Origin of the sequence: Solibacillus sp., assembly GCF_040273735.1 — a bacterium.
Taxonomy (GTDB): Bacteria; Bacillota; Bacilli; order Bacillales_A; family Planococcaceae; genus Solibacillus.
This window is the reverse complement of the sequence record NZ_JBELZM010000005.1, coordinates 100,530-127,459: the sequence shown is the minus strand read 5'-3', so window position 1 is coordinate 127,459 and position 26,930 is coordinate 100,530. Positions and strand designations below refer to the sequence as shown.

Genomic DNA, 26,930 nt, shown 5'->3' with positions numbered 1-26,930 from the left:
TGTAGTTGAACAAAATTTTCTTAAAAAGTAAAGAAGCATATAGTAAACATTCACCCCGTTTACTATACACCTCGATTAAATTGCTCTATTCAATTACCAGTAATTCGTATTTCCGCCACTCGTATTGGCTGAAATCATTTGCTAAATAGCTGTTTTCGAAAATTGCTTTTGCTTCTTCCAAAAATGGAATCAGATCATGCTTTAAAAAACGGGCGCTTATATGATTCAACAGCAAATGTTTCGCTTGTGCCTCTTTGGCGATTTTCGCTGCTTCTGTATTCGTCGCATGTCCATACTTGCCCGCCAGTTCAATTGTGGAATGGTCAAAAGTTGCTTCGTGTACGACAATATCTGCGTTTTGTGCTAAACGTATACTGTTTTCGCAATACTTTGTATCCCCTAAAATTGCAACAGTGAACCCTTGCTGTGGTGGTGAGGTCACAACACTGCTTTCTATAATAGTTCCATCTTCCAATTGTACTGAATGACCTGCTTTTAATTGGCCTAATAACGGACCTTTCGGCACACCTAATGCCAAGGCTTTGTCGATCAGCAGTTCTCCCTGCATCGGCTTTTGTTCAATCCGGTAGCCGAAACATGGGACAACATGCTGAAGCGGCAGTGCACGTACCGTAAACTTTTCATCTTCAAATACGATTCCATCTTTTACTTCGACAAATTCAATCGGATATGTTAAATGGGTTTTCGATAATTGCAGGGTTTGTTCAATCCATTGTTGTAATCCGGCTGGCCCGTAAATAGTGAGTACGTCCTCCCCGCCCAAAAAGGAGCGGGAACTCAAAAAACCGGGTAGCCCGAAAATATGGTCGCCGTGTAAATGAGTAATAAAGATTTTATCGATTTTGCGCGGTTTAATCGTTGTATGCAAAATTTGGTGCTGTGTCGCTTCTCCGCAGTCAAACAGCCAAATAGAGCCCCGTTCTTCCAACAGTTTGAATGCGATCGAACTCGTATTGCGTTCTTTTGACGGCATTCCTGCACCGGTACCTAAAAATTGGATTTGCATGTCATTTCCTCCTAACACGAGTTTAGTTTGCCTCATGTAGAAGCTTTTTACTATCGTTGTATTTATTATAGGTCGCAAATAAATTTATGCAAAGAAAAAATGGGCGGCAAAAGAAATGACTATGTAGAATGATAAAACTTCCCCCTTTAACACTTGAATAACAGAAAAAATTAAGTTCGGCTTTCCTTAATTCTTATTAAAAACCTCCACCTTGGCTAGACTGACTAATCACTAATCCTTCCCCATTATTAAACATATAGTAATGAAATAAACGATTGGAGTTGAAACAATGAGTCTCGTTTTATGGATGACGGTGTTATCCGGAACCTTAATTGCCGTCTTTGCGGATAATAAAAAATGTAAAAAGAAAAACACTTAAATACAAGAGACCCTTTCCTGAAACCGGAAAGGGTCTTTTTATGCATGAACAATCTTTAATTAAAATGTGCGCTCATACCAAGCCTTCGCTTTTTGTACTTCATTCATTGTAAGCTGGTGGCCGTTTGATTCCCATTCCAATGTTACATTCGCACCTGCTTCCGTTAAATAACGCTCCAGATCGATTGCTTCTTGCTGCGGGCAGATCGGATCATTTACTCCCGCTGCGATAAATACATGCGTGCCGTCTTGTTTCGCAACAGTTGCCTCATGATTCGGAACCATTGGGTGATGCAGAATCGCACCTTTTAATGCATTTTCGTATTCAAATAACAGGTTCGCCGCGATATTGGCACCATTTGAATAACCGATCGCAATAATGTTTTGACGGTCAAAACCGTACTCATTTGCTTTCTCACCGATAAATTCATACAGTTCCTTCGTACGGAAAGCCAAATCTTCCATATCAAACACGCCTTCAGCTAAACGACGGAAAAATCGTGGCATCCCGTGTTCCAGAATATTGCCGCGTACACTTAAAACCGATGCTTCTGGATCAATGATTTCTGACAGTGCAAGCAGGCTGTTCTCGTCCCCGCCTGTGCCGTGCAGCAGTAAAAATACCGGCTTGTCTTCTTTCCCTTTGTTGAAAATATAGTTCATCGGACATTCTCCATTCTCATTTTGATAGACGAATTACTCGTATTCCTTCTCGATTGTTTTTGTTGAGCGTACTGTATCAATCGGACGCACAACACTTTCAATATAGTCGCGTTTGCTCTCCAGGAATGGCGGCAATGAAAGAATTTCCCCTACAGTTTCATATGGCTCATCGCCCATGAATCCTGGTCCATCTGTTGCCCATTCAAATAAAATGCCTGGTGCTACACGTGCATAAAGCGATTCAAAGAAGAAGCGGTCCACATAGCCTGAAGTACCGAACCCGAAGCTTTCAAGACGGCCGATCCATTCACGTAATACGGCTGTATCTTCTACTCGGAACGCGGCATGATGAACTGTACCGAAACCTTGACGGCCAGGCTGTAATACTGTATTGTGCTCGACAATGACAGAGGCTCCGTTACCGCCTTCACCTACTTCAAATAAGTGCAGTGAATCTTCTTTACCTGTTTCACGCATTACTAATACCTTCTCAAGAACTTCTTTGAAATAATCAAAGTTCGAAACGCGTACATGAATCGGACCTAAGCCTGTAATCGCAAACTCTAATGGAATCGGACCTTTTTGCCAAGGTGTACCTGATGCAATGCCTTCATTGTTTTCATCTGAGATGAGCATGTATTGCTGGTCATCGAAATCGATGAATGATAATGTTTGCTTGCCGAATAATGGTGTGATGCCTTCATGCTGTACTTTCAGACGGTCAAAACGTTTTACCCAATAATCCAGTGCCGCATCATTTGGCACACGGAAAGCTGTTTTGTAAATTTCATCCGTCCCGTGACGTCCTTTCGGGATGCCCGGAAAATCAAAGAATGTCATATCTGTTCCTGCAGACCCTTTATCGTCCGCGAAAAACAGGTGGTATGTTTGAATATCATCCTGGTTGACTGTTTTTTTCACTAGTCGCATTCCTAATACATATGTGAAAAATTCATAGTTTTTTTCTGCACTGCTTGTAATCGCTGTTACGTGGTGGATTCCTTTAATATGGTTCATCTGTATAGCCTCCATTTTCTCGATATCGAGATATTAGTTTAAGAAAAATGCACCGAACCCGTTGCTTGTACTCACTTTATAATTTGTTCGCATGGTGTCCTACACGCTTTAAATAGTCTGTTAAGTTTTGCAGCTCTTCATCCGATAACACATCAAAAATCGATGCAATCTTCTCTTCATGTGAAGGGAAAATCGATTCAATCATCTGTTTTCCTTCATCCGTTAACGATACAAATGTAACACGGCGGTCTGTCGGACAGGCAACACGTGCAACGAGATTTTTCTTCTCCAGTTTATCGACGACATACGTAATGCTGCTGCTAGCGATCAATACTTTTTTACCGATGATTTGGATAGGCTGATCTCCTTTATGATAAAGCAATTCCATTACGGCAAATTCCGTTAAATTCAGATCATGCTGTTGGATATCTTTTTTCGTCGCTTCTTGGATAGAAGTTTGAGCCCGATGTAAAACAGTAAATGCTTTTAATTGCTTGTCATATTTACTCATAAAGTACCTCCTCCCTGTTATTACGAATTCATTTATCTTTAATTCGAGATAAATATACCATGTATAAAATACAGTGTCAAATAAAAAACGTTCCAATCCAGGTATTCACTGAATTGAAACGTTACTTCTATTCACATATTAAAACTTGGCGTTCGAATTTCCCTTTTTTCAATACGGCTCTATCGACAATTGTTAAACCGGCTTCGTGGATTTTATCGTCCATCGATTCGATTGTCACAATGATGACCCGTTTTGCGATCCGACGGGCATTTGTAATGATGCTTTGCTGCAGCTCACCCGTAATATGCGTAAATAAATTGTACGGCATATCAATAATTGCGACGTCATATCCTACATTCGCCTCTTCAATTGGACCGATTTCCACATTCGGTTCATATCCGAAATAGCGGAGATTAATATGGGACCCCCAAACAACACGTTTATTGATGTCGCGTCCTTCAATCGCAATGCCCATACTCATCGCTTCCACAAGCACCGTACCGATGCCGCAGCAAGGATCAATCACCTTTAGTCCGTCCGGAAACGGTACCGCGATATTGACGATCGCACGGGCATCCCGTGTACTCAGTGCTGTTGAATACATTTCAGGCTTCTGCATATGCTTCAGCCAAACCGCTTCACCGTATGTAAGCTTGCCTAAATAAAAGCGCTCCTCATGGCAGACAAGTCCCAATACTACGTCCGGCTTTTCCAGATCCGGTTCGGCATTGATTGCCGAGCTGACACGAATCATATAGTCGTTTCGCATCGAGCGGTTCAGTTTTGGCTGAATTCCATCAGCACTATTGTTTAAACAATGAATTTTAAACGTCTTTTGTCCAAGCTCCAGCTGTGCCGCCATTTCTATCAGCTGTTCTATTGAACTCGCTTCATAGAAAACGGCCAAACGTGAACGCATATACGGACTACGACTCGGCTCTATTCTTTCTTGACTAATTAGAACATTTCCTTCCACGTGAAAGTTAAAAAATGTGCGCATTTCCAAACGTGAAAGATCATATTCATCTCTTTGCCAAGTAAAACTATATAAATATTTTTGCGTCATTTATTTCTCGACTGTCGTTATTAATTGCGCAACAAATTGATAAAGCATTTCACAAACTTCTGTAAGAGTCATCTTCTCATGGAAGCCCTCAATGCAGTCAACCGCAATGTTCAGTTCCCAAAGTCCTTCTTGACCAGAGAACGCTGCACTGCTGCTTCCTAATGCAGATTTCACATTGTCTTTCAAATATTGACGAATTACTTCACTATGTTTCTTTTGCAGTTTCAAGCCGAATAATGCCGTATACAGATTAAATGCATCATCAAATTCAAGTGCTACCGCATCAATTCGAATATCGTTGAATTGTGCACATTCCACGTAAATAAATTCCCCTTGATTGTCCTTTAAATAGTGAATTGGTGTTGATGCAAATGCGTTGCTTTCTGCTGTAATAGTATCTTCTGTTTCTTTACTGCATCGTTCTAAAACTTCTAAATGTAATTGTACCATGTTTATAATTCCTTTCGATTCCATATTCGCCCATTAAAAAATCACCTAGTCCAGTATACATGACTATTGTTTAAAGCGCATTAGAAAGAAATATCTTTCAAAACGGAAAACAATGTATTTATGAATGATGCATTTTTTCTTTATGCTGAACTTTCACGAATGCCGCACCCGATTTCATAAATGAATAAAGAACAACGATACAGAAACTAAACAATAATGTTCCTGTAAATACAAAACCTGATGTTCCTACCAAATCAAGTGCACCTAATAGTGAAGACCCTGCGACCACTCCTATAGAGAAAAACGCGTAAAAATAACCGTATGCTTTCCCGCGAGTTTGTTCAGTCGTTGCTTCAATTAATATGGCATTAATAGAAGGGAATAAAAACGCAAAGCCGATACCGTAAAGTGCCAGTATTGCATACAGCCATGACAATTCTGTTTTCAGACCGATGCCGATTTGAGCTAGTCCTAGTAATAGCACACCGACAAACAAGGTAACTTGCGGATTTAAGTAATCGAAAATTTTGTTCGTCGGTAATATAAAGATCAGGACAGCGACAATTCCGAATACACTTAGTAATGTACCGGATACTCGGGAGCCATACCCTAAACCTTGAACGTAAATCGGTAATAAATACGCGAGAACACCTTGTGAAAACATAAGGAAAAATGCGCCGCCATATGCTTTTAAAATACCGCTGTTCCAATTGAACTTTTCGGTTGCCTGCTGTTTTCTCCGTTTTGGTAATGGTGATTTGCGTAAAAACAGGAACAAGCCGACCAATAAGACAATGCCATATAGTGCAACGATTGCTAGCACATTCGGCACTGAAATTTTACTTGCTAGAATACCGCTTGAAGCCGGACCGACAATTGCCGCAATGCCGACAAACGAACCTGTAACCGCGCTTCCGCTTCCCTGTTCGTTGGATGCACGCATATTTGCAAGCAATGTAAAGGCCGCCGGAGTAATAAACCCGCTGCTGAACCCGTGAATACAGCGGACGATTAAAAGGGCCGTCGCATTATCGACAAGCTGGTAGCATAAGAGCGAAATTGCAGACGTAAACAAGCCGAATACTAATATGCGAAATGCCCCAATTTTATCGGTGAAAATTCCGGAAAAGATATTTCCGAATGTATTCATAAATGAATAAAGTCCAACGACGATCCCCGCGATAAATGTTGTTGCGCCGACTGACAATGCATATGTACTCATAATCGGCAATTGGACGAACAAATCGAAAAAGGAGAAGAAAATGATGGCATAAACGAGCCAATGTTTCGGAAATGGCTTTGTATGTAATGATGGCTGCAATTTTTTCAATTGATAGTCGAATAGAAAATTACCAAATGGAATAAATGCGACCAACACGCTTAACAATGACCAGCCGATATGCCATTGAATACGCAGTTGCACGATGACAATTGCGAGAAAATAAGCTATAAAAATACCGCCATGTATGCTGCCATTTACCGTCACGAATTGCGGTAAATCCGCGAAATACTTAAGCGGCATGGAAATAAGTAATAATGTAATGAGCGAAATCCCGTCGAGTAAGCCCATTTTTCGTAAAAATCGGATAGGATGTATACGCATAGTGTCCTCCTGAAGCATAATATCAATCCTATTATAGCATGGGTCTTTCGTAGTCACCTAACTAAATGAAAATTATTCTCACAATACAATGTACGAGTTTGGAGAAAATTAAAAATCGCAAGCTGTATTAGAGGTTCCTCTATAATACAACTTGCGATTAATTCGTATGATCCTCCAGAAAGTCCTTACTGAAACTTGTTTTCGAGGCGTAGCTTTTTGATTTTACCCGAACACCGCGTTTAATGGTTCCTTTTCCGAACTTTTTCTCAATTGTATCGACAAGTTCCAAAATCGGTTCATCTTTAATATGCTGTTCAAAATTAAAAAGACTGAGCTGCTGGGTCAATTCGGATTGATCGACAACATTGGAAACAGTAATTCCGATCAGTCTGACAGGTGTTTCATCCCAATTTTCGGTAAACAGCTTCCACGCAATTTCAAATATTTCATCTGCCTGATTAACAGCGTTCCGCAATGTTTTACTGCGCGAAGCATTTTGCCAGTCGAAATTGCGTATTTGAATCGTCACCGTTGTCCCAGCCAAATATTTTACTTTCAGACGCTCGGATACACTTCTGCTCAGCTTTTCAAAAGTTTCTTTCAAAATATAATATTCGGTTTCATCCCTTGGGAGTGTCGTCGAATTCCCGACGCTTTTCGTATCAAATATAGCGTTCGGATCAACCGCCCGCGAATCAATGCCGTTTGCACGTTTGATGAGTCTAGCCCCGTTTTTCCCTAAACTCCGTATTAACAGCCGTTCATCCGCTTGCGCCAAATCACCGATTGTAAAAATATTAATCGTATTTAACTTCTTTGCTGTTTTCTCCCCTACCCCGTGCATTGTCACGACTTCCTGCGGCCATAATAGCTCCGGCAGCTCGCGAATTCTAAGAATCGTAATTCCGAGCGGCTTTTTCATGTTAGAAGCGGTTTTTGCAAGAAACTTGTTAGGGGCAATACCAATCGAGCAAGGCAAATCGAGTTCATGTAAAATACGCTGCTGAATTTCCTCTGCTAGTTGGAGCGGATGCTGTGATTTGGAGCGCTCCGTTACATCCAAATAGCCTTCATCAATAGATACAGGTTCCACTAAATCCGTATAGCTTCGGAGTATGGAAAAAATCGCCGAACTTGCTGCGCGGTATTTCGGGAAATCAGGAGGCAGTAGGAGGAGTTCCGGACATTTGCGCTTTGCTTCTGCGACATTCATCGTAGTATAAATTCCTTTCGCACGGGCCTCATATGAACTTGTTACAATAATGCCGCGCCGCTCCTTTGCATTCCCCGCTACAGCTATCGGTTTCCCTTTTAGACTCGGATCATGTGCCTGTTCGACAGATGCATAAAAACTGTTCATATCCAAATGGAAAATAATTCTCGCCGTCATTCCCCCACCTCCTTTCCATGTATATTCTTTATTTATCATTCACGAATTTTAATAAAAGTGTTGAAAGTTCTTCTGGTGGATAGGGCTTTGTAAAATACTCTTCAACATTGTATTTATCAACGTTAATGCTTGATTTGTCCAATGCAGAGGAAATAATAATTGGAATTTCCTTTGTATTTTTATGATTTCTTAAAGCTTCGACTAAATCCCATCCATCCATATCTTCTCCCATTATTAAATCAATGACAATACCTACTAATGGAATTTGAATGGCATCATCATAGGCTCGTTTTAGATCATCATGATAAATGATGGTGAAACCTTTGTTTTTCAGCTCTTCCGAAAGTAATAACGCTAAACTCAAATCATCTTCAACAATCATTACCGTACGATTTGATATCGTTTTTTCTTCAGACAGCTCATTTCGGTTTTCTGCTATTTCTTGGTCATACAATGGCAATGTGAAGAAAACAGTCGTTCCTGTCCCTTCCTCCGATTCAAGCCATATATCCCCTTTATGCTTGGATATAATTTCTTTACTTAACGCAAGTCCTAATCCAGTGCCGCCGATTTTGCGTCGAGAACTGTTGTCCACTCGCTTAAATTTTTGAAATAATGATGGAATCGCACTTTTCGGAATACCAATTCCGCAATCTTGAATGGAAACTTGCACAGTCTCATCAATATTTTTCACTCCAATTGTTATTTCGCCGCCATTAGGGGAAAATTTTATCGCATTGCCGATTAAATTGAACAATAGCTGGACAATACGCTCTTCATCTGCATTCACAAATGCATCTGTCGTTTCATCTTCAATTCGTATAGTATGCATTGAATCCATCTGGAAGTTTTTCAATACTTCATCAATTAAGGTAGTTAATGAAACTTTGTTCATTGAATACACTTGTTGTCCTGATTCGATTCGTTGTATATCTAAGAAATCGTTAATTAAGTTTGTAAGTCGTTTTGCTTCTTTATGGATTGTTTCTATATATTTCTTCTGACGGTCCGGCTTAATTTCTTTTGCCAAAAGCAGTTCTGTAAATCCAAGCACACTTGAAAGCGGAGTACGTAATTCATGGCTTACTGTACTTACAAGCTCAGACTTCATCATATCCACTTCATATTCGCTCGTAATATCGCGATGAACAAACATCGTCCCTACTTTTTCGTCACCTTCAAATACACTTGTTGCATAAACCTCCACAAAAACCGGACTGGTACCATCTTGTTGAATGGAGTAACGCATCGTTCTCGTATTTGTAAACTCTTCGATAATCGCAATTTTCAGGAAGTAAACGAGCTCATCCGACTCTTCAGCGATTTTCTGAAAATGCTTCAGCCATACTTGTTGTGGCACTTTATCGTCAATTTCTGTATACGGATAACGAATAATATTAAATAAAGCTTTATTAAGAAGCAGTACATCCCCATATTTCGAAACAAATTGAATTCCTTCATTGGTTGTATCAATGATTGTCTGATTCATCTTTCTCGAGCGTTCCACTTCTTCATACATGAATATTCTTTCGAACGCAATGGAAGCTTGGTTCATATGTCCATTGATGTCGGTTAACTCCTTGCTCGAGAAACTCCGCCCTTCTCTTGTAGCCATTAAAATAGCGACAAGTTTATTTTGGGAATTCAGGATACAAGTATATATATCATAGTCGTTATAAGTTGCATTGGCTATATTGCTTGCCGACTTCACCTCACGACAAATGACAAATGTCTTTTCTTCCTTGAGTCTTGCAACCTTGTCAATTTCCAGGTTTTTGATTAAGTGTTCTGTCGTTTCTTGCGCCAATCCTTTTGATATGAATTCACCGCTGTCGATCAAATACATTAAACTCGAATCGAACCCATAAATACTGCGTAAATAGTTGTGTAAGTCCTGTAACAGCTTCTCTTTATCCAATGTAAAAGTCAGTACATGATTCAGTTCGTTATATTGCTGTAAATGGCTTAATGATTGCTGTAATTGTTCTTGATTGCCTTGAAGTTCATCCTGCTGTGCCATCAATTCTTCATTTTGCGTTGTCAGTACTTCTTCTTTCTCTTGAATCGATCGGGTCATATTATAAAAGGAAGTCGCCAATACCCCAAGCTCATCTTCTTTATTTTTTAATGGCGTAATGTCAACATAGTCCCCAGTTGCAAAAGCATCTGTTGCGGTCGTCAATTTCTCAATTGGAGAAATCAGATTTCGGATAACCCTTTTCAAAATATATCCAATAATTATAAATACCGTGATAAATAGAAAAATACAAAGTGCGGTTAAAAATTTTATTTGTTCAAGCGTTCGATTAAAATGATCGTTTACAACAATATCCGTTTCCGTTGTATAACTTTTTGTATACGCTATAAAACTGTTTACTGATTCATTCGCACCGCTATTTGATAATTCACGCAGCGCTTCATAATTATCAGCTTTCACATAGGAAACGGCTTTAGGCAATATTTCATTTCGATAAGTCACTATAAATTGATTCAACTCTTCATAGAGAAGGTTTTCCTCGCTGGATAGAGGCAATTCCCCAAATTTTTGCAGCTCAATTTCAAATTCCGACATTTGATCATATAAAATGTTCAGTTCATTTTCGTCTTTGAATGCATAATAGCCTCTTGCACGGAAAAATATATCATTAAAGCTTTCATTCATTTTCCGAACGAGCTGCTCTTTCTCGCTAATCGCCTCCCGCTCGCTGATTAGCCGCTCATTTGTAATGTTCGTATAAATGAAAAATGCCCCAACAATAATGGAAAATAATATTATCATGGACCAAAGCATACGGACAAATTGATTACGTATGTTTTTCTTAAATGTCGGAATCAGTCTCGGCATTGATGAGCTCCTCTACAAATGAAATCAGCTTTATCGGGCTAAATGGCTTGGAAATGAAATATTGTGCACCTTTATCCAATGCCAGCTGGCGGTCGGCTTCCTGTGATTTTGCTGTCAGCATAACGATTGTTGTATTCGCCTTATACTCATCCGAAAGCTTTTCAATTACTTCCAGCCCTGTAAAATGAGGCATCATATAATCAAGGATAATAAGATCATAGTTATTTTCCTTCATTCTTTCCAAAGCCTCTAATCCATTTTCAGCTTCATCGATTGTAAAATCAAAACTTTCCAATGTATCACAAATAAGCATTCTTAAAATCTCTTCATCATCTACTACTAAAATTCTATTCATCGTTGAATTCCTTTCTTTTACCGGGCTTTTAAAAACAATTGATTGGCTAATTGAAGCATACGGTTTGTTACATCCGCGATATTAAATGGTTTTACGATGAAATCATCCGCTCCGTTTGCAAGAGCTTCCAATACATATTCCTCGTCATTGCGGCCTGTCAGCATCGAAACAATGACGTCATTTGAAGAATACTCTTCGCGGATTTTTTTCAGTACATTCATCCCATCCATTTGCGGCATCATGCCATCTAGTAAAATAATATATTTTGTATTTTGTTCATACCAATTCGACTCCAAAAATTTTACACCATTTTCATAGGCAGCAATTTCCATCGTAAACTCTTCCGGTACTTGTAGTTTATGAAAATAGTTCGTCACTAAGTTACGTATAATAGCTACATCATCGATGACAATAAGCTTCAATTTCTGCTTCTTGCTGATTTGTTCTTCTTTAGTAAATAGAACCGTTTGATTTCTTCCGGATGACTTCGCTTTGTACAATGCCTGATCCGCCTGTTCGATCAATGCTTTTGGGTGTTTATTTTGATGATTAATTTCCGCAATTCCTGAAGAAAACGTAATATTAAACGATTGTTCATTCCCTTTAAACGGCTGTTTTCCAACAATCGTACGCAAACGTTCCATAATACTGAAAGCTGTATTTTTTGACGTATTTGGCATAACTAGAACAAATTCTTCTCCACCAAACCGGAAAAGAATATCTTCCTGCCGTTTTGCCGACATGATCAGATTCGAAAAGCCTTTTAATACTTCATCACCAACAATGTGGCCATATGTATCATTTATATTCTTAAAGAAATCGATGTCAGCAATCGCTATGGAAAACTCTTCGCCTCTTTTTTCAAAATGCTCAATTAAAAATTCCAGTTGGGTATTCATATATTTCCGGTTATAAAGTTGTGTCAATTCATCTGTCATAATAGAAAGTTCAAGCGCCTGCTTAAAAACTAGACGGTTTCTTACATATGAAATTAAAATATCGGCATCCAGAGGTTTCTTTATAAAATCAAGCGCACCTAGATCATATGCCTTTGTACGGTTCCCTTTACTGTCATCGACACTCATGATTGTAACAAACATATGGTTAGACTTAATTTTATTAATATTCTCCAATATGGAAAAACCGTTGATATCCGGTAATTTGATATCTAAAAACACGAGGGCCGGATTCAACTCATAAATTAGTTCTAAACCCCGTTTCCCATTATGGGCAACAATGACCATAAAACCTTTTGATTCTAAAATATTCTTAATATACGAAGCAAACACAATATCATCGTCAATTACAAGTATAAAGTTATTTTTTTTCGACCTTTTTATATAAGGAAGATCATGTTCCTCGGTGGAACTGCGCTTCACATTTTTTTCAAAAAAGCTTACTGTTTCTTCAATTTGAAATAAAAATGCTTTCCAATTTTCTTTTTCCCAACGTTTGCTGCTTTTTTCTTCTAATAGTTCAAGCTTGGTTGCTGCAATTTCAGATAGCCCTTCCATCCCAATTGAGCCAGCAGTCCCTTTTAAATTATGAAGAAATGTATATATTTCCTGTTCTTCAACAGTATTTTGCTGTTCCCAACTTTGAATTGTTTCAGTAATTCGGTCACACATCATAATTTTATATTTATCGTTTAACACCTATTCATCCCCTAAATCAAATGACTTAATCTTTAGTATAAAGCCGGAACTGGAAATTGCTATATCCTTAAATGAATATTTTTTATTTTTCGTACGTTTAGATTCTAGATAATGACACATGGATTAGGTTTCAGCAAATGCTTCATTGACCTTGAATGATTAAATCAAAAATTCCCCATTCCATTTATCATTACCGATAAAAGAACAGGGATTTTTAAATTATTTTTTTCGCTATTCCCAAAAAATTTTCTGAACTAAGCCGTTACGTCACGCTTCATAAAGTAACCGAACGTAATCACCAAGAACACAATCGCATATACGATATTGACAACTAGCGAGAACGTAAACGTTAATCCTTCAATCATCGGAATACTTCCTGGTGCATAATACGATAAATCATTCGCAAACCAAATATATTTCGCAAAATCATACTGGGCGATAAACATTGTTGCCGTTGAACCCATCAACAAGATGAACAGCGATAAACTTACCGCTAACGTACTTGAACCAAAAATCGTACCGATCATAAACGCAAATATAATTGTCATAATTGTAGAACCGAGCGAATAAAGTGTCGTTTCGATAAATGTATTCTCTACGGTTTCCTGTACGACTTGCCCATCTACGATTGATAATGCAATTGCACTGTCCGTACCGAATAATGCCATACCGACAACTAATGCGACAACGATTCCAGCGGCAAATAGTACAATTCCATAAAGTATAGACGCAACAAGTTTCGAAAGTAAAATTTTCCATCTTGCAACAGGTCGTGTAAGAAGCATTTTAATCGTACCTGTACCAAACTCTGATGATACAATACCTGCCGCAATAACAACTGTAAAGATGCTTGTTACCATAATTGTCAATGTTAATGATAAATCAATATGTTCCGTAAATGTCATTGCATTTGATGATGGCAAATCATTGGCGATACGGTATTCGGCCATTGCAATTTCTTCCTTGAAATATTGCTCATCTTCCGGCATTAAATCTTCTGAAGCAAGCATTTCTTTTGGATGGGCCATCATTTCTTCATTTGCTGCTAAGCGCGCTTCTTTTGTACTTGAATCCACATCATAATATTTGTTCATCCCTGCAACGAATACGATTAGTACAATTAAGAGCCCGCACATGATCCAAGCATTTTTTTGCGACCACATTTTGATCCATTCATTTTTAACGTATTGCATCGATTGCACCTCCACCTGTCATCTCGATAAATTGATCTTCAAGACGCTTCTGAATCGGCTGGATTGTATAAAGATCAATGCCCGATTCAACTAATTTACGAATAAGTGCAGGCACTTCTTCTTTAGTCAGATTTAACACATAGCCGCCATTCTCTTTTGCTAACGGCTCTTCAAACATCGCCTGAAGCTGATCTGGCTGACCGACTTCAATGTAATATTGTGCTGCCGCGACATGTTGCAGTTCACGGATATCAATCAGCTCACCATTTTGAATAATCGCGATGCGGTCTACCATTAACTCGATTTCGGATAAAAGGTGACTCGATACAACGATTGCGACATTATCCTCTACCGCAATTTTGCGCAAATACATACGGAATTCACGGATACCAGCAGGGTCAAGACCATTTGTCGGCTCATCCAAAATTAAAAACTTTGGACGGTGCAGCATCGCCTGTGCCAGTCCAAGACGTTGACGCATCCCTAACGAATACGTTTTAACTTTTTCATTTATCCGATTTTGCAGACCGACTTGAGCTACAACTTCATCAATACGCTGTTTCGTTACTCCTTTATGCATACGGGCAAAGTGCTGCAAGTTTTTATACCCTGACATATATTTATACATTTCTGGGTTTTCAACGATTACACCGATATTACTGATCGCCTCTTCATAATTTGTCGACAGTTTTTTCCCATCGATGATTACTTCTCCTTTTGACGGATACATTAACCCCGTCATCATACGGATCGTCGTTGTTTTACCCGCTCCGTTCGGACCTAAGAAACCTGTTATTTGACCCGGATAAAACTCTAGATTCAAGTCCTTGATAATGTGTTTGCCTTTAATCGTTTTGTTCAAATTTTTAATTTCCACAATTGGCTGTGACAATTGTCCACACCTGCTTTCTGCTATTTCTTCTATTACAAGCATTTATTTTTGTACCAAGATGTTATATGTAGTGGCATGAATGACTTCACATGTAATAGATTCTAATTACTATACTGGATGAGTATGGAAAAAGTTTCATTAAATTATAATTTAGCGATAAAAAACCTCATCAGGTACTTCTGATGAGGCGAAACCAGTTATTAATATTCCCCAACCCATTCGTCTTTTAAAAGACCATAAACCGCATGATCGACATAGTGATTGTACAGCCATTCCGCCTGACGGATTGTCCCTTCATGCATAAAACCAAGGCGCTCTGCAATATGACGACTTTTCGTATTATTAACAGCAGCATGAATTTCGACTTTACCAAGCTTATATTCATTGAAGGCGATATCAATAATACCTTTCACAGCACGTGTCATAATGCCTTCCCCTTGATATTCTTCATCTAAAAAATAGCCGATTTCGCATTTTTTCAGAGACCAGTTAATCGTATTAATCGATACTTTCCCGACAAATTGCCCTTTATAAAAAATCGCTGTATCAAGGCCTTCACGTTTTGCGAATTTTTCTAGATTCATTCCGGCAAAATCGCGTGTATCTTCAACAGTTTTTGTATTATCTACCCATCCAAGCCATTCACGTAAATAATCGCGTGAACGGTCAATGAAAGCAAAGATTTCTTCAGCATCATTTTGTGTGATTAATTTTAATTGAATTTCATTATCTACTTCATAAAAGAACATTACTATCTCTCCAATCTAAGCTCCCATTTAAAACAATAAACCCTTTTTTATTTTCTTATCATATAGAGCTATTTCAGAATATGCAATTAAAATATGTAAACCTTTAATGATTTGTGTAAGTTTATCATTTTCGTAACGTTAATTGTGCACTTTTTAAAGAAAATTCGCAATATTCCTGTTTAGTATTTTGGTAAACTATCTATGAGGTGTTTTTATGGAAAACAATGAAAAAGCTTGGGGGAAGCTATTAAAATATTATCGTCAAAAAAAGAAGCAAAAACAGGATGACGTTGCATTCGGTATTTGTACCCCTTCATATTTAAGCCGGATTGAAAACGGGATCGTTATCGCAGAGCATTCGATGTATGAGCAGCTGTTTGAAAACTTGGGCATCGATTTCAACAAGCTCAAACAACAACTGAAAAGCCAAACCACTTTTTTGGAGCAGTTATATGAAAAATTATTGTCGAATGCCGAGTTTACTGTAGGTGAAATTGAACAATTAACCGCTATGCAAACCGAAGAGCAGCCGTTTGAACAGCAGCTGATGGCAAAGCTCGTGTATGCTCGTTTCCTTTACTCGAAAAAAGAAGATGATGTGGCGAGAACAATACTTAATGAAATCGAGCCGTTCGTCAGCTGGAAAAAAGACCGGGTCACTCAACTATTCGTAGCCATTACGACTTTCGGCCATCTTTCTTTTCAGGAATTTGAACAGTTGTCTAACAAAGAAGAAGACAGTCAATTTGCGCAATTTCTATCCAATGCTCACCCATTCGAACTGGCCAACTATCATTATCATATTGCTTTTGCAAATCACCGTAGCTACAAGTTACAAAAGGCACTGGAACATATTGAACTGGCACAGCAGTTTTTCATCCATCAGTATAAACCGTTGTTTCAGTTGAAGCTATTCTCCATGAAAGGTGTGATTTTCAATGATTCACATCGATTCCAGAAAGCTCTCAAGGAGTTTGAAGCAGGGCTAAATTTGCTTGAAAGTGTACCTTCAATCCAAACACCGATGCAATGGAGCTCATTGCATAACAATATCGCGTATTGTTACGAATGCCAGGAAAACTTTCCAGAAGCGTCCAAACATTATAAAACGGCAAATAACTACGATGAAGACCTGCATTCAGCAATTAACTGGATGCGCACATGCTTTGCGCAGAAGGATTTCAAACAGCTGGAAATACTATTAAAACGTTATGAAGAACATCAATTTTCTGTACCCCATCATATTTATCAGCGCAGACTATTGCAGTATGCGGTTGAATCTGCACATACGATCCGCGGATTGAAATTGCTGGAGGATGAAGCTTTTCCGCATTTCAACGAACAACAGTATTATTCGCTGATTCTGTTCTATGCTCCATTATGGGCACAGTTTTATGAGCAGCTCCATGCCTATAAACAGGCGAGCTACTGCTTTAGGCAGGCACTATATGCAAGTGAAAAAATACGGCAGAGAATGAGCAGCTAAGGGGTGATGATTTGGAGTTAAGAAAAGAGTATTTTTATTTGTGGTTCGGGTTTGGCGCATCCAAACTGGGAAGTTGGATTTACTTGATTGCGCTCAATCTATCGGTCTGGCATTTAACCGAGTCACCGGCAGCGGTTGCGGGCATCTATATTATCGGTCCGATTGCCCGCATTTTGTGCAGTTTTTTTGCGGGCTCCATCGTAGATAGAACCAATAAAAGAATCATCTTGATTGTTTGTGATGTTTTCCGCGCAGGTATCGTTTGTATGATGCCATTGCTCTCGGAAATTTGGCTCATCTACAGTTTGATCTTTTTGGCAAATATTGCAGTCTGTTTTGCCAATCCGAGCAGCACATTTATGATTACAAAACTCGTTTTGCCAAATGATCGCTTGCGTTTTAATGCCATCAACAGCATGCTCGGTTCAGGGAGCTTTATGATTGGCCCTGCTTTAAGTGGTGCCATTATCGCCATGAGCAGTACTGCCACTGCGATGTGGGTGAATGGGTTTATGCTTTTGTTTAGCTCATACATGATGTATTTGCTGCCAAATCCAGAGATCAAGTCGGCCACTCAATCATCTGTACTCACACTTGCTGTTATTCGAGATGATTTTATTACTGTCTGGAAATTTATCTCGCAACGCAAAACGCTGTTGAAATTCTTCGTTTTATATTCAACAGCGCTGATGATTTGCTTTTCACTTGATTCCCAGGAAATGTCGTTTTTAAAAGACTTTCATAAAGTGACGGATTCGGTATACGGCATCATTGTAGGAATCACAGGAATCGGTGCCATTGTCGGTGGCTATTTGGCTGTCCGATTCGTGAAGAAGCTGTCACTCGTTTCGTACATCGGCCTTGGATTTACATGTACCTTACTTTCCTACTTTATATTTTACTTTTCACATAATTTAATGATTGCGGTCGCTGCCTTTATTTTGCTCGGACTGTTTATGGCATTCAGCAATACGGGCTACGCGACATTTTACCAGCAAACAATCCCGACTGAATTGATGGGACGGTTCGGCAGTTCACTTGGACTGATCGAAAGTGTGATGCAGATCACTTTAACTTTGATTATCGGATTTTTGGCGGAAATCTACACGATTCAACTGACAACAAGCATCTTCGCTTTAATCGGTGTTGTCATCGCATGTATCGTTTATTTCCATCTGTTAAACAACAAACCATTGTTTGCAAAGGAGGAGCTAACTTGATAACCTACGAAACCATTTGCTACTGCTGTAAAAAACCTTTTTTATTAATAGAAGGAACAGTAAAATACCGGAACTACAAACGGAATATGAGCGGCAAATTTTCCTGTGATTCCTGTGACAATAAAATCTTCTCAGAAGCAAGAAGCCAATTTTTGCGAAAAATAAACTAATAGAAAAGACCGGGCTTCCTCGATGGAAACCCGGTTTTACATTTATTTCTTTCGAACCTTATAAAGAACAAACAGCAGTAAAAACCATAACGGTGTTAACAGCAGCGAAGTTCTCGTAGACTCGGAAATAGCCATAATGATTAGTAAAAACAGGAAGAATGCTAATATTAAATAGTTAACGAATGGTGTTAAAGGTGCTTTGAAAATTGAAGATTTATGTAATTCTGGATGACGCTTTTTGTAAATGATATGCGAAATCAGAATAATGCTCCAAACCCAAATAAAACAAATCGCACTAATTGTTGTCACGATACTGAATGCATCGTCCGGCATGAAATAGCTAAGCAATGCACCAATCGATACTACAACCGCAGAAAATAACAGACCATTTTGCGGCACCGCATTTTTGTTTAACTTACCGTAAGCTTTCGGTGCTTGTTTATTACTACTTAAACTGAACAGCATACGGCTCGTTGAGAACATTCCGCTATTTCCTGCAGAAGCAGCTGATGTCAGCACAACAAAGTTAATCAAACCTGCTGCAATTGGAATTCCTACCAATGCGAAAACCTGAACGAATGGCGAGCTTGCTGCACTTAATGTATCCCAAGGGTTGATTGTTAAAATTACAAATAATGCCCCTACATAAAACAGCAGAATACGAACGGGAATTTTATTAATAGCAGATGGGATATTCTTTTGCGGGTTTGCCGTTTCAGCAGCAGCAACCCCTACTAATTCAACCCCAACGAATGCAAAGACAACCATTTGGAATGCCATTAAAAATCCAAATGTACCATTCGGGAACAATCCGCCATGCTCCCATAAATTCGAGACAGCAACCTTGCCTGTATCAGTCTCAAAACCAATGATCAACAATACAATGCCTATCGCAATCAACGCAACAATTGTGATGATTTTAATTAACGCAAACCAAAACTCCAGCTCTCCGAAAAGTTTGACCGTCAATAAATTCAGAATAAGTAAGACTACTAAACATGCGATAGCCGGTACCCATTGCGGGATGTCGAACCAGTACTGCGTGTACATACCGACAGCGATAATATCCGCCATTGCCGTCATAATCCAGCAGAACCAGTATGTCCAGCCGGTAATATAGCCTGCCCAATCCCCTAGGTATTCAGTGGCGAACTCGGTAAATGATGCATAGCCGCCTTTTGATAAAAGCAATTCGCCAAGTGCACGCATTACGAAAAATAGTGCGATTCCAACGATTAAGTATGCAAAGATAATAGAAGGTCCTGCAAGTGAGATCGCTTTACCTGACCCTAAAAACAACCCCGTTCCGATTGTTCCTCCAATCGCTATTAACTGAACGTGGCGATTTTTCAGGTCGCGCTTTAATTCTTGTTGTTCCAAAACGATTCCTCCAAAGGATAAGTATTTTGTCTGTTTACACAGCGCAAAATAATAAGTACTTCACCGCGGTCCATCAAGTAATTTTTTCTGGAAAATTAAAACAGGGACTGATTATGCGCCAGTCCCTGTTTGTAAGAATAATCGATCTCGCCTCTGCGAAATCGCGTCCAGATTTCAAAAAATCTGTGACATCTATCGAGGGCTTTTCATGAAACAAAGGGTATTTTTCTCACACCTAATGTTAAAGAGAAGCATCTCTCATTACTCTTCTGTCCTTTTGCCTGAGATTATGAACCCTTCGGCGACGCGAATTATCGCGCTCTCTCCAGAAACTGCTCCCGCCAGTAGTTTTATCCACGGCGATCAACGCTTGATATGTATGCAATTAGTTGCCTATAGTTCCCTGGCATCTTCCAGTTTTCTATAGTTCGCGTTCAATACTATTATTGTACGATAATTCATATTACCAATTTTTTGCCCGTCTTACAATGGATAAACGTAGCCTGTTATTATGTAAATAGCAATTTAACCTTATTCCCAACATAATGTTTTCTATTTGCAGAAAATTTATGACCAAAAAAATATTACACCGAAAATTCGATATTTTCAGTGTAATATTCATATAGAGGAATTGGTAGCCCCTCGTATTACTGTATTCGTTTAATGCAGTTTTTCCTGAACCGTCGAATCTTCTTCATATGTTGTCCGATTGATATCAATCAGCTTACCTTTTGTTGTGTCTGTCTTTTTCATTTTGACAACATAAGTATTGTCTAAAGCTATTTCTGTGCAGGCGATGTCTTTCTCGCTTCGAATATTTTCCGGATAGTTTAAGGTAATGACTAAAGTATCCCCATCTTTTTCGATTTCTTCAATTTCTCTTCCACAGCCATCTGAATATCCTGTGACAAACAGTACTTCCTCTTTTTCAAAATCGACAGGTGGAACCGATTCAAAACCAAAAATCTCTGCCCAAGTAGTATAAAGCTTTTCATCCTGCACGATTGAAATACTCGTACCAACCTCAGGAGGTATCGAATCCAAATGAAACAGTAATTCATATTCTACTTTATTCTCATTATTTTCTTCCTGCACGGGTTCAGTTGAATCGGATGATGTTTCGTTTTCTTTCATATTACATGCTGCAAGGACCAAGATCATCCCCACGACCAACATGTAACTTAGCCACCTCTTCAATATCAACCACCTCATTCCTTTCCTTATTAGTCGTTTAAAAAATCAAAAAGTTACAAAATAGCCCTCATTATATTTGTTAATATTGGTTAATTTAAACTTACTTGAGAAAATCAAATAAACTAATAATTCAGCAAGTAAGCTTTTATCATTATATGGCGTATAATGTAGTTGTTTATCCAACTATTACACCATTCTCTTGGAGGGTTTGTACAGATGAGTACACGTATTGAAAAAGACTTTTTAGGCACATTAGAAATTCCAAAGGACGTTTATTACGGCGTTCAAACAACTCGTGCATTAGAAAATTTCCCGATTACTAAAATGACAATGCACCCTGAATTAATTCGTGCATTTGCCATCGTAAAGAAAAGTTCGGCACTTGCAAATGCCGATATCGGCAAATTGGATCCAGTAATTGCTAATGCAATTGCACAAGCATCAGATGACATTATTTCAGGACTATTACATGACCAGTTCGTTGTAGATCCAATTCAGGGCGGAGCAGGCACTTCAATGAACATGAATGCCAATGAAGTAATTGCAAACCGTGCACTGGAAATTTTAGGGGAAGAAAAAGGTACTTATTCAATCATTAGTCCTAACAGCCATGTCAATATGGCGCAGTCAACAAATGATGCATTCCCATCGGCTATTCATATTGCAACAGTTTCTACGTTAAATAATTTAATTATGGCGATGGAAATGATGCGTGATAGCTTTATCAGAAAATCAGTAGAATTCGATTCAATCGTTAAAATGGGTCGTACGCATTTACAAGATGCTGTACCAGTTCGTTTAGGCCAGGAATTCGGTGCATACGCTGCCGTTGTTTCCCGTGATATTGCTCGAATCAAAAAAGCGCAGCAAACAATGCTGCAAATCAATATCGGTGCAACTGCAATCGGGACAGGCCTGAATGCGGACCCTGAATATATGAAATTGGCAGTAGAAAACATCGCGACTTACAGTGGTTTCCCGTTCATAAAAGTTGACAATTTAATTGACGGTACACAAAACACCGATACGTATGCAGAAGTATCATCAATGTTAAAAATCGCAATGATGAATATGTCAAAAATCTGTAATGACTTACGCTTAATGGCATCAGGTCCAAAAGCCGGATTTGCAGAAATCCGCTTACCGGAGCGTCAACCAGGTTCTTCTATTATGCCAGGTAAAGTAAATCCTGTTATGCCGGAAGTCATTAACCAAATCGCATTCCAAGTAATCGGTAATGACGTGACAATATCACTTGCTTCAGAAGCAGGACAATTTGAGCTGAATGTAATGGAACCAGTTCTAGTATTTAATCTGCTTCAGTCGATTGAAATTATGACAAACGGCTTTACAGTATTTACAAAATACTGTCTTGATCATATTGAAGCAAATGAAGCGCGACTGCATGATTATGTAGAACGTTCAATCGGAGTAATTACAGCACTGGCTCCACATTTAGGCTATGAGCGTTCAAGTCAAATTGCACGTGAAGCACTGCATAGCGGCAAATCTGTACGCGAACTTTGCTTAATGTACAACTATTTCACGCTTGAGCAGTTGGATATTATTTTAAATCCATTCGAATTAACGCAACCAGGTATTGCTGGTGAACGAGCATTTGAAAAACATTAATAAAATTTAAAACGAAAGCTCCGCCGAGATCTTCCCGGCGGAGCTTTTTTCTTTAAATATAGAGTACTTCTTTGGCGAGTGAAATTGCACGCTTGCTGACTTCTAACTTATCTCCGTCCGCATTAAGCTTCACGACACCATTCGGTTCATCAAAAATGGACTTCAGCTGTGCTTTCGGTTTGACCCCAACCATCATTGGTCCTCTTTCAGCCTCATCCGTTCGCACCTTTTCCTGCTCTCGTGCGACACCTTGTTCTTCTCCGATTTTCGGGAAGGCTGTAGTTTGTTGCTGTAAATTTCGGGGACGTGTCTGATTATTTAAACTTGAACTCCCTGTGCCAACAGAACGAATCATAAAGATCCCCCTTTATTTATCTTTTCTTACTTTTTCGTATATCAATATCCGCGTATATTTCGGTTTCCTGTAGTGCCTGATTAGCAAGCTGATCCGCTTCACCGTTTAGCTTGCGGTCAATATATTGATACTCCGGTCGAATGCCAAGTTTTTGGAGCTTAGCATCGATTTTATCCGCCCATGTTGTCAAAACACTATCGGTTACTGCCCATTCGCCGTTCATTTCATTAATAACGACTTGAGAATCACCGTAAACTTTTATTTTCTGGTGATGGACGCCCATTTCCTCAAGCTGTTCAACCGCAAGATTCAATGCAGCATATTCCGCTTCATTGTTTGATGTTAAATACTCCGCGAGCTGGTTCGTCCGCAAGCGATAGTTTTTCCCATTCTGTTTATAATAGACAACAATCCCTAAACCGGCCAGCTTTTCTTCTCTATTAAAACCGCCATCGAAATACACTTCCACTTCGGTAGGTTCTGTTTCGAGAGATTTCAAATATTTTTTCAGCTCTTTTAATGTCCATGTACAGTCATGTTCATCTGTCATCACAATATTTTTTGTGCGACCAGTATTTTCCATATCCAGTACGAGCGTATAGGCATGCGCTGCAGGAATTGCATCACTTCGCCATGTTATTTCCTGCTTTGTCTTTGTAATGTATTGCCATTCAATCGTCAATTCCAATCGGCTCTCCCCTTCCATTTTTCGTTTGCTGCAAATCTTCTTTGTAGAACATGCTAATACATAATGTACTAACCATTATGCCAACTATAAACGGTGGTGATACAAAAAATAAAAAATACGCGCTGCCGACCGGTGCTTTCATAAGGTATCCGAATACGATTGGCTGCAGAATACAAAAAATAAAGCTTGTTAAGTAAAGTGCCCGTTTGCTGTAATTTTTACGCATGAAGTACAGCACATAATACCAGGGAATCACGACAAAAAAATAAATCGGCAAAACATAAATAATTATGGACATGGCCGTACCGAATGTAATCGATTCATTTATATAAGGCAATGAAAATGCAATAAAAACCATGACCGCCATGACATAAGGTAAAAAACCGGTTAAAATGATTTGCCAACTCTTCATCACATTCCCCCTATTTCCAATCATTATACCAAACACTATTTGCCTATACAAAATTTGCATTTACGGGTATAGTACAGGGGGTGATAAAATGAAGGTAAAATTTTATGAAAATAATGAAAAACGCGTACTAGGCATTACATTAAAAGATCCAGCATTAGCCGAGGACAACAATATGGCACTCCATGTTTGCAAAAACGAAGCTGATATTATCGAAAACCGCCAACAGCTTGCCTCACTGCTGCAAACCGAATTATCAGAGTTTGTATGCGCCAATCAAACACATAGTGCCAACTTCTTCCGTGTGGAAAAATCGGAAATCGGCAAAGGAGCAACCGACAATACAACTGCTGTTCATGATACCGACGCATTGTATACGTACGAACCGAACGTTGTGATCTCAAGCTTTACCGCAGATTGTGTGCCTGTTTTATTTTATAATGAAAAAACAAATGTCATCGGGGCTGTGCACTCTGGATGGCAAGGGACGATTAAAGAAATTACATTAAAGTTGCTTCAACATTTACAACAAGAGGAAAATTGCGATTTACGTGATTTGAAAGTAATGATCGGGCCAGCAATCAGCCAAGAGAAATTCGAAGTGGACGCCGATGTTCAGGAAAAATTCAAAGCACTCAGCTATGCGGACGAATTTATGTACTGGAATGAAGAAACGAGCAAATTCCATATCGACAACCAGTTAACCGTGAAAACACAGTGCATGCTTGCAGGTGTGCCTGAAAAAAATATTACGGTTGACCGTATGTGCACATTTATGGACGATGATGGATTCTCCCATCGCCAAGACCGCTCAACAGGCAGACATTTGAGCTTTATTATGCGGAAGGAATAGATTTCTTTGTTTGGAATATGTGAAAACGGAACATCTACAATTCAGTAGGCGTTCCGTTTTTAATTTCATGTAGAAGAAAAAACATCAAAACAGGCAAGGTCATGGTGCTACCAATTCAACTTTAATTCTATCTGGATCTTCAAAAAATACAGCGTAATAATTTTCCCCTCCTGCATAGGGATGTTTATCAGAATAAAGGATATTAATACCTTTACTTTCCAACTTTCTTGTCATATCATCTACTTGTTGACGGGAGCTTGCATGGAAGGCCAAATGGTTTAGACCAACTCTGCGTCTATGATAAGGTACATCCTTATACCGTTCCTCTGCTTGCACAAAAACGATATAGGTCTCTCCGATTTTCCAACTCTGTCCGCTTTCCCACGATTGAAAGGATTCATATCCCAATTCTTCTAATAACCATCCCCAAAAGTTGATGGAACTTTTTAAATCAGAAACATACAGTTCAATATGATGAATAAGCCCTTTTGACAATGGATGACTTCCTTTCTATCTACCAAATAATCGGTAATCTATAAATATTATACTTTTACCCTTGAATCCTAAATATTCCCCTGTGGAAGCAGAGGGCTTTGCAGGAATGGGCGTGATGGTCATACTGTTTATTACAATGTTTTGCATGGTTGCTTTTATTTTGATAAGTGGCCTTTTAAAAAAGGCAGATACAGAACAAGCGTCCCCAAAATAGGAGGCGCCTGGTTAAATGATTTAAAAACGTAGCGATTAACTAAAGGTTTTCAATTTTTTCTACATCCGCTTCAGTCAGTTTAAAACCGAAAAGATCCAGATTTGCTGCCTGGTTTTCACGATTATGTGATTTCGGGATAACGACTACACCGCGCTCGATTTGGTATTTCAATAAAACTTGTGCACCCGATTTACCATACGCTTTACCGATTTCATCCAACACTTCCTCTTGATGTTCTTCCGTTTTCATCGGCCCCCACGCTACAGGTGTAATGCCCTCTTCTTCCAATATATCCAGGAGCTCTTTGTTCTTTTCTTTTAAATTAATTTGTATTTGATTAACGGCCGGTTTCACTTTTGCTAATTCTTTCAATTCATCTAGATGATTTTTCTTAAAGTTCGAAACGCCGATTGCTTTAAGTTTACCCGCCTCATAGTATTCTTCAAATACTTCCCAAGTGTTTTTTAGCTGCTCTTTGTCTTCAATCGGGGCATGAATCAGAAGCAGGTCCAGATAGTCTGTTTTAAAGTTTTTCAGACTATTATCGATTGCCGCTCGAGTCGATTCCTTTGAAGAAACATATTCTTCTCTCGCAGGAACTTTTGTCGTAATGAACAACTCTTTTCGAGGCACTGTGCTTTCAGCTAAAATCCCCCCGACAAGCTCTTCATTTCTATAACTAATAGCTGCGTCAATTGATCGATATCCCAGTTCAAGTGCTGATACAAGTTCAGGAATTTCATTTGTTAATTCACCGTTATAGTCATTATTTTGTTTACCATACGTATTTGTACCAGTACCAACGATCGGCATTTTTACTCCATTATTAAGCGTGATATATTCCATAGTTTTGGCACTCCCTTAGTATCTCTATTTATTTACTAATTATATTATAACAAAGTATGGAATTTTCAGAAATTAATATGTACGAAGAGATTAAAGATTTGCCCTAATACCTTTATACCTCGGGTTTTCCTTCGTAAGGACATGTTATTGATATGACTGTTGATTTAACTTTGAATACTGTTTCCCCATTCTCT

Annotated in this window: 25 protein-coding genes and 1 riboswitch; of the genes, 4 read left to right on the top strand and 21 right to left on the bottom strand. The window is 38.9% G+C overall.

What is annotated here, in order from left to right; all coding sequences use genetic code 11:
• Nucleotides 1-85: 85 nt before the first annotated feature.
• The 14 genes from rnz to ABS917_RS07240 form a co-directional block, all read right to left on the bottom strand.
• Complete coding sequence (gene rnz, locus ABS917_RS07305) at nucleotides 86-1,027, bottom strand: ribonuclease Z (RefSeq protein ID WP_350478389.1); 942 nt, start codon at nucleotides 1,025-1,027, stop codon at nucleotides 86-88.
• A gap of 438 nt (nucleotides 1,028-1,465) precedes the next feature.
• On the bottom strand, nucleotides 1,466-2,068 hold the full coding sequence (locus ABS917_RS07300; RefSeq protein ID WP_350478388.1) for an alpha/beta hydrolase: 603 nt from the start codon (nucleotides 2,066-2,068) through the stop codon (nucleotides 1,466-1,468).
• A 33-nt stretch (nucleotides 2,069-2,101) separates the two neighbouring features.
• Nucleotides 2,102-3,085: a ring-cleaving dioxygenase gene (locus tag ABS917_RS07295; protein WP_340798326.1), complete on the bottom strand. Its 984-nt coding sequence runs from the start codon at nucleotides 3,083-3,085 to the stop codon at nucleotides 2,102-2,104.
• 76 nt (nucleotides 3,086-3,161) lie between these two features.
• Nucleotides 3,162-3,596 carry a MarR family winged helix-turn-helix transcriptional regulator gene (locus ABS917_RS07290; protein WP_008407898.1) on the bottom strand — a complete coding sequence of 145 codons (435 nt, stop codon included), beginning with the start codon at nucleotides 3,594-3,596 and terminating at the stop codon, nucleotides 3,162-3,164.
• A 127-nt stretch (nucleotides 3,597-3,723) separates the two neighbouring features.
• The gene (locus ABS917_RS07285) at nucleotides 3,724-4,662 is read right to left on the bottom strand and encodes a TRM11 family SAM-dependent methyltransferase (RefSeq protein WP_350478387.1); all 939 of its coding nucleotides are present in this window, start codon (nucleotides 4,660-4,662) and stop codon (nucleotides 3,724-3,726) included.
• Entirely contained in the window at nucleotides 4,663-5,112 is a 450-nt protein-coding gene (locus ABS917_RS07280; RefSeq protein ID WP_350478386.1) for a protoporphyrinogen oxidase, read from the bottom strand.
• A 118-nt stretch (nucleotides 5,113-5,230) separates the two neighbouring features.
• Nucleotides 5,231-6,715 (bottom strand): MFS transporter, encoded by a 1,485-nt coding sequence (locus tag ABS917_RS07275; protein WP_350478385.1) that lies wholly within the window; start codon nucleotides 6,713-6,715, stop codon nucleotides 5,231-5,233.
• A 157-nt stretch (nucleotides 6,716-6,872) separates the two neighbouring features.
• Nucleotides 6,873-8,105 carry a DNA polymerase IV gene (locus ABS917_RS07270; RefSeq protein WP_350478384.1) on the bottom strand — a complete coding sequence of 411 codons (1,233 nt, stop codon included), beginning with the start codon at nucleotides 8,103-8,105 and terminating at the stop codon, nucleotides 6,873-6,875.
• A gap of 28 nt (nucleotides 8,106-8,133) precedes the next feature.
• Entirely contained in the window at nucleotides 8,134-10,950 is a 2,817-nt protein-coding gene (locus tag ABS917_RS07265; protein WP_350478383.1) for an ATP-binding protein, read from the bottom strand.
• Nucleotides 10,925-11,305 (bottom strand): response regulator transcription factor, encoded by a 381-nt coding sequence (locus ABS917_RS07260; RefSeq protein ID WP_350478382.1) that lies wholly within the window; start codon nucleotides 11,303-11,305, stop codon nucleotides 10,925-10,927. Before ABS917_RS07260 ends, ABS917_RS07265 begins: the two co-directional genes overlap by 26 nt.
• Nucleotides 11,306-11,322: 17 nt before the next feature.
• Nucleotides 11,323-12,960, bottom strand: coding sequence for a diguanylate cyclase (locus ABS917_RS07255; protein ID WP_350478381.1), 1,638 nt, complete (start codon nucleotides 12,958-12,960; stop codon nucleotides 11,323-11,325).
• A 254-nt stretch (nucleotides 12,961-13,214) separates the two neighbouring features.
• Nucleotides 13,215-14,153 (bottom strand): ABC transporter permease subunit, encoded by a 939-nt coding sequence (locus ABS917_RS07250; protein ID WP_350478380.1) that lies wholly within the window; start codon nucleotides 14,151-14,153, stop codon nucleotides 13,215-13,217.
• Nucleotides 14,140-15,045: an ABC transporter ATP-binding protein gene (locus ABS917_RS07245; RefSeq protein ID WP_350478379.1), complete on the bottom strand. Its 906-nt coding sequence runs from the start codon at nucleotides 15,043-15,045 to the stop codon at nucleotides 14,140-14,142. Before ABS917_RS07245 ends, ABS917_RS07250 begins: the two co-directional genes overlap by 14 nt.
• Before the next feature lie 200 nt (nucleotides 15,046-15,245).
• Nucleotides 15,246-15,794 (bottom strand): GNAT family N-acetyltransferase, encoded by a 549-nt coding sequence (locus ABS917_RS07240; protein WP_350478378.1) that lies wholly within the window; start codon nucleotides 15,792-15,794, stop codon nucleotides 15,246-15,248.
• A gap of 214 nt (nucleotides 15,795-16,008) precedes the next feature.
• Between ABS917_RS07240 and ABS917_RS07235 the strand changes: the two genes are divergently transcribed.
• Nucleotides 16,009-17,280 (top strand): sugar-phosphatase, encoded by a 1,272-nt coding sequence (locus ABS917_RS07235; protein ID WP_350478377.1) that lies wholly within the window; start codon nucleotides 16,009-16,011, stop codon nucleotides 17,278-17,280.
• 11 nt (nucleotides 17,281-17,291) lie between these two features.
• On the top strand, nucleotides 17,292-18,500 hold the full coding sequence (locus tag ABS917_RS07230) for an MFS transporter (protein WP_350478376.1): 1,209 nt from the start codon (nucleotides 17,292-17,294) through the stop codon (nucleotides 18,498-18,500).
• 212 nt (nucleotides 18,501-18,712) lie between these two features.
• On the opposite strand, the gene ABS917_RS07225 is transcribed toward ABS917_RS07230, so the two are convergent.
• Nucleotides 18,713-20,050, bottom strand: a complete 1,338-nt coding sequence (locus ABS917_RS07225; RefSeq protein WP_350478375.1) for an amino acid permease — start codon at nucleotides 20,048-20,050, stop codon at nucleotides 18,713-18,715.
• 259 nt (nucleotides 20,051-20,309) lie between these two features.
• Nucleotides 20,310-20,389: riboswitch (glycine riboswitch) on the bottom strand.
• A 321-nt stretch (nucleotides 20,390-20,710) separates the two neighbouring features.
• The gene (locus ABS917_RS07220; protein ID WP_350478374.1) at nucleotides 20,711-21,226 is read right to left on the bottom strand and encodes a dehydrogenase; all 516 of its coding nucleotides are present in this window, start codon (nucleotides 21,224-21,226) and stop codon (nucleotides 20,711-20,713) included.
• 234 nt (nucleotides 21,227-21,460) lie between these two features.
• Here ABS917_RS07220 and aspA point away from each other — a divergent pair, with 234 nt between their 5' ends.
• A complete protein-coding gene (aspA, locus tag ABS917_RS07215; protein WP_350478373.1) occupies nucleotides 21,461-22,876 on the top strand; it encodes an aspartate ammonia-lyase in 1,416 nt (471 codons plus the stop codon).
• 52 nt (nucleotides 22,877-22,928) lie between these two features.
• On the opposite strand, the gene ABS917_RS07210 is transcribed toward aspA, so the two are convergent.
• The 3 genes from ABS917_RS07210 to ABS917_RS07200 are packed head-to-tail and all read right to left on the bottom strand — an operon-like array spanning nucleotide 22,929 to nucleotide 24,331.
• The gene (locus ABS917_RS07210; protein ID WP_350478372.1) at nucleotides 22,929-23,231 is read right to left on the bottom strand and encodes a DNA primase; all 303 of its coding nucleotides are present in this window, start codon (nucleotides 23,229-23,231) and stop codon (nucleotides 22,929-22,931) included.
• Between the two features lie 16 nt (nucleotides 23,232-23,247).
• A complete protein-coding gene (locus tag ABS917_RS07205; protein ID WP_350478371.1) occupies nucleotides 23,248-23,919 on the bottom strand; it encodes a DUF771 domain-containing protein in 672 nt (223 codons plus the stop codon).
• Nucleotides 23,903-24,331: an ATPase gene (locus ABS917_RS07200; RefSeq protein WP_350478370.1), complete on the bottom strand. Its 429-nt coding sequence runs from the start codon at nucleotides 24,329-24,331 to the stop codon at nucleotides 23,903-23,905. Before ABS917_RS07200 ends, ABS917_RS07205 begins: the two co-directional genes overlap by 17 nt.
• An 88-nt stretch (nucleotides 24,332-24,419) precedes the next feature.
• On the opposite strand from ABS917_RS07200, the gene pgeF reads away from it, so the two are divergent.
• On the top strand, nucleotides 24,420-25,181 hold the full coding sequence (gene pgeF, locus ABS917_RS07195) for a peptidoglycan editing factor PgeF (protein WP_350478369.1): 762 nt from the start codon (nucleotides 24,420-24,422) through the stop codon (nucleotides 25,179-25,181).
• Nucleotides 25,182-25,280: 99 nt separating this feature from the next.
• Here pgeF and ABS917_RS07190 read toward each other — a convergent pair whose 3' ends face one another.
• Together ABS917_RS07190 and ABS917_RS07185 are read right to left on the bottom strand one after the other, a co-directional pair.
• Entirely contained in the window at nucleotides 25,281-25,676 is a 396-nt protein-coding gene (locus ABS917_RS07190; protein ID WP_350478368.1) for a VOC family protein, read from the bottom strand.
• A gap of 253 nt (nucleotides 25,677-25,929) precedes the next feature.
• Nucleotides 25,930-26,736, bottom strand: a complete 807-nt coding sequence (locus tag ABS917_RS07185) for an aldo/keto reductase (protein WP_350478367.1) — start codon at nucleotides 26,734-26,736, stop codon at nucleotides 25,930-25,932.
• Between the last annotated feature and the right edge of the window lie 194 nt (nucleotides 26,737-26,930).

Excerpts from the sequence above, each read along its gene's own strand:
- rnz (WP_350478389.1), bottom strand. The coding sequence starts at position 1,027 with ATGCAAATCCAATTTTTAGGTACCGGTGCAGGAATGCCGTCAAAAGAA.
- ABS917_RS07300 (WP_350478388.1), bottom strand. The coding sequence starts at position 2,068 with ATGAACTATATTTTCAACAAAGGGAAAGAAGACAAGCCGGTATTTTTA.
- ABS917_RS07295 (WP_340798326.1), bottom strand. The coding sequence starts at position 3,085 with ATGAACCATATTAAAGGAATCCACCACGTAACAGCGATTACAAGCAGT.
- ABS917_RS07290 (WP_008407898.1), bottom strand. The coding sequence starts at position 3,596 with ATGAGTAAATATGACAAGCAATTAAAAGCATTTACTGTTTTACATCGG.
- ABS917_RS07285 (WP_350478387.1), bottom strand. The coding sequence starts at position 4,662 with ATGACGCAAAAATATTTATATAGTTTTACTTGGCAAAGAGATGAATAT.
- ABS917_RS07280 (WP_350478386.1), bottom strand. The coding sequence starts at position 5,112 with ATGGTACAATTACATTTAGAAGTTTTAGAACGATGCAGTAAAGAAACA.
- ABS917_RS07275 (WP_350478385.1), bottom strand. The coding sequence starts at position 6,715 with ATGCGTATACATCCTATCCGATTTTTACGAAAAATGGGCTTACTCGAC.
- ABS917_RS07270 (WP_350478384.1), bottom strand. The coding sequence starts at position 8,105 with ATGACGGCGAGAATTATTTTCCATTTGGATATGAACAGTTTTTATGCA.
- ABS917_RS07265 (WP_350478383.1), bottom strand. The coding sequence starts at position 10,950 with ATGCCGAGACTGATTCCGACATTTAAGAAAAACATACGTAATCAATTT.
- ABS917_RS07260 (WP_350478382.1), bottom strand. The coding sequence starts at position 11,305 with ATGAATAGAATTTTAGTAGTAGATGATGAAGAGATTTTAAGAATGCTT.
- ABS917_RS07250 (WP_350478380.1), bottom strand. The coding sequence starts at position 14,153 with ATGCAATACGTTAAAAATGAATGGATCAAAATGTGGTCGCAAAAAAAT.
- ABS917_RS07240 (WP_350478378.1), bottom strand. The coding sequence starts at position 15,794 with ATGTTCTTTTATGAAGTAGATAATGAAATTCAATTAAAATTAATCACA.
- ABS917_RS07235 (WP_350478377.1), top strand. The coding sequence starts at position 16,009 with ATGGAAAACAATGAAAAAGCTTGGGGGAAGCTATTAAAATATTATCGT.
- ABS917_RS07220 (WP_350478374.1), bottom strand. The coding sequence starts at position 21,226 with ATGTTGGTCGTGGGGATGATCTTGGTCCTTGCAGCATGTAATATGAAA.
- aspA (WP_350478373.1), top strand. The coding sequence starts at position 21,461 with ATGAGTACACGTATTGAAAAAGACTTTTTAGGCACATTAGAAATTCCA.
- ABS917_RS07210 (WP_350478372.1), bottom strand. The coding sequence starts at position 23,231 with ATGATTCGTTCTGTTGGCACAGGGAGTTCAAGTTTAAATAATCAGACA.
- ABS917_RS07200 (WP_350478370.1), bottom strand. The coding sequence starts at position 24,331 with ATGAAGAGTTGGCAAATCATTTTAACCGGTTTTTTACCTTATGTCATG.
- pgeF (WP_350478369.1), top strand. The coding sequence starts at position 24,420 with ATGAAGGTAAAATTTTATGAAAATAATGAAAAACGCGTACTAGGCATT.
- ABS917_RS07185 (WP_350478367.1), bottom strand. The coding sequence starts at position 26,736 with ATGGAATATATCACGCTTAATAATGGAGTAAAAATGCCGATCGTTGGT.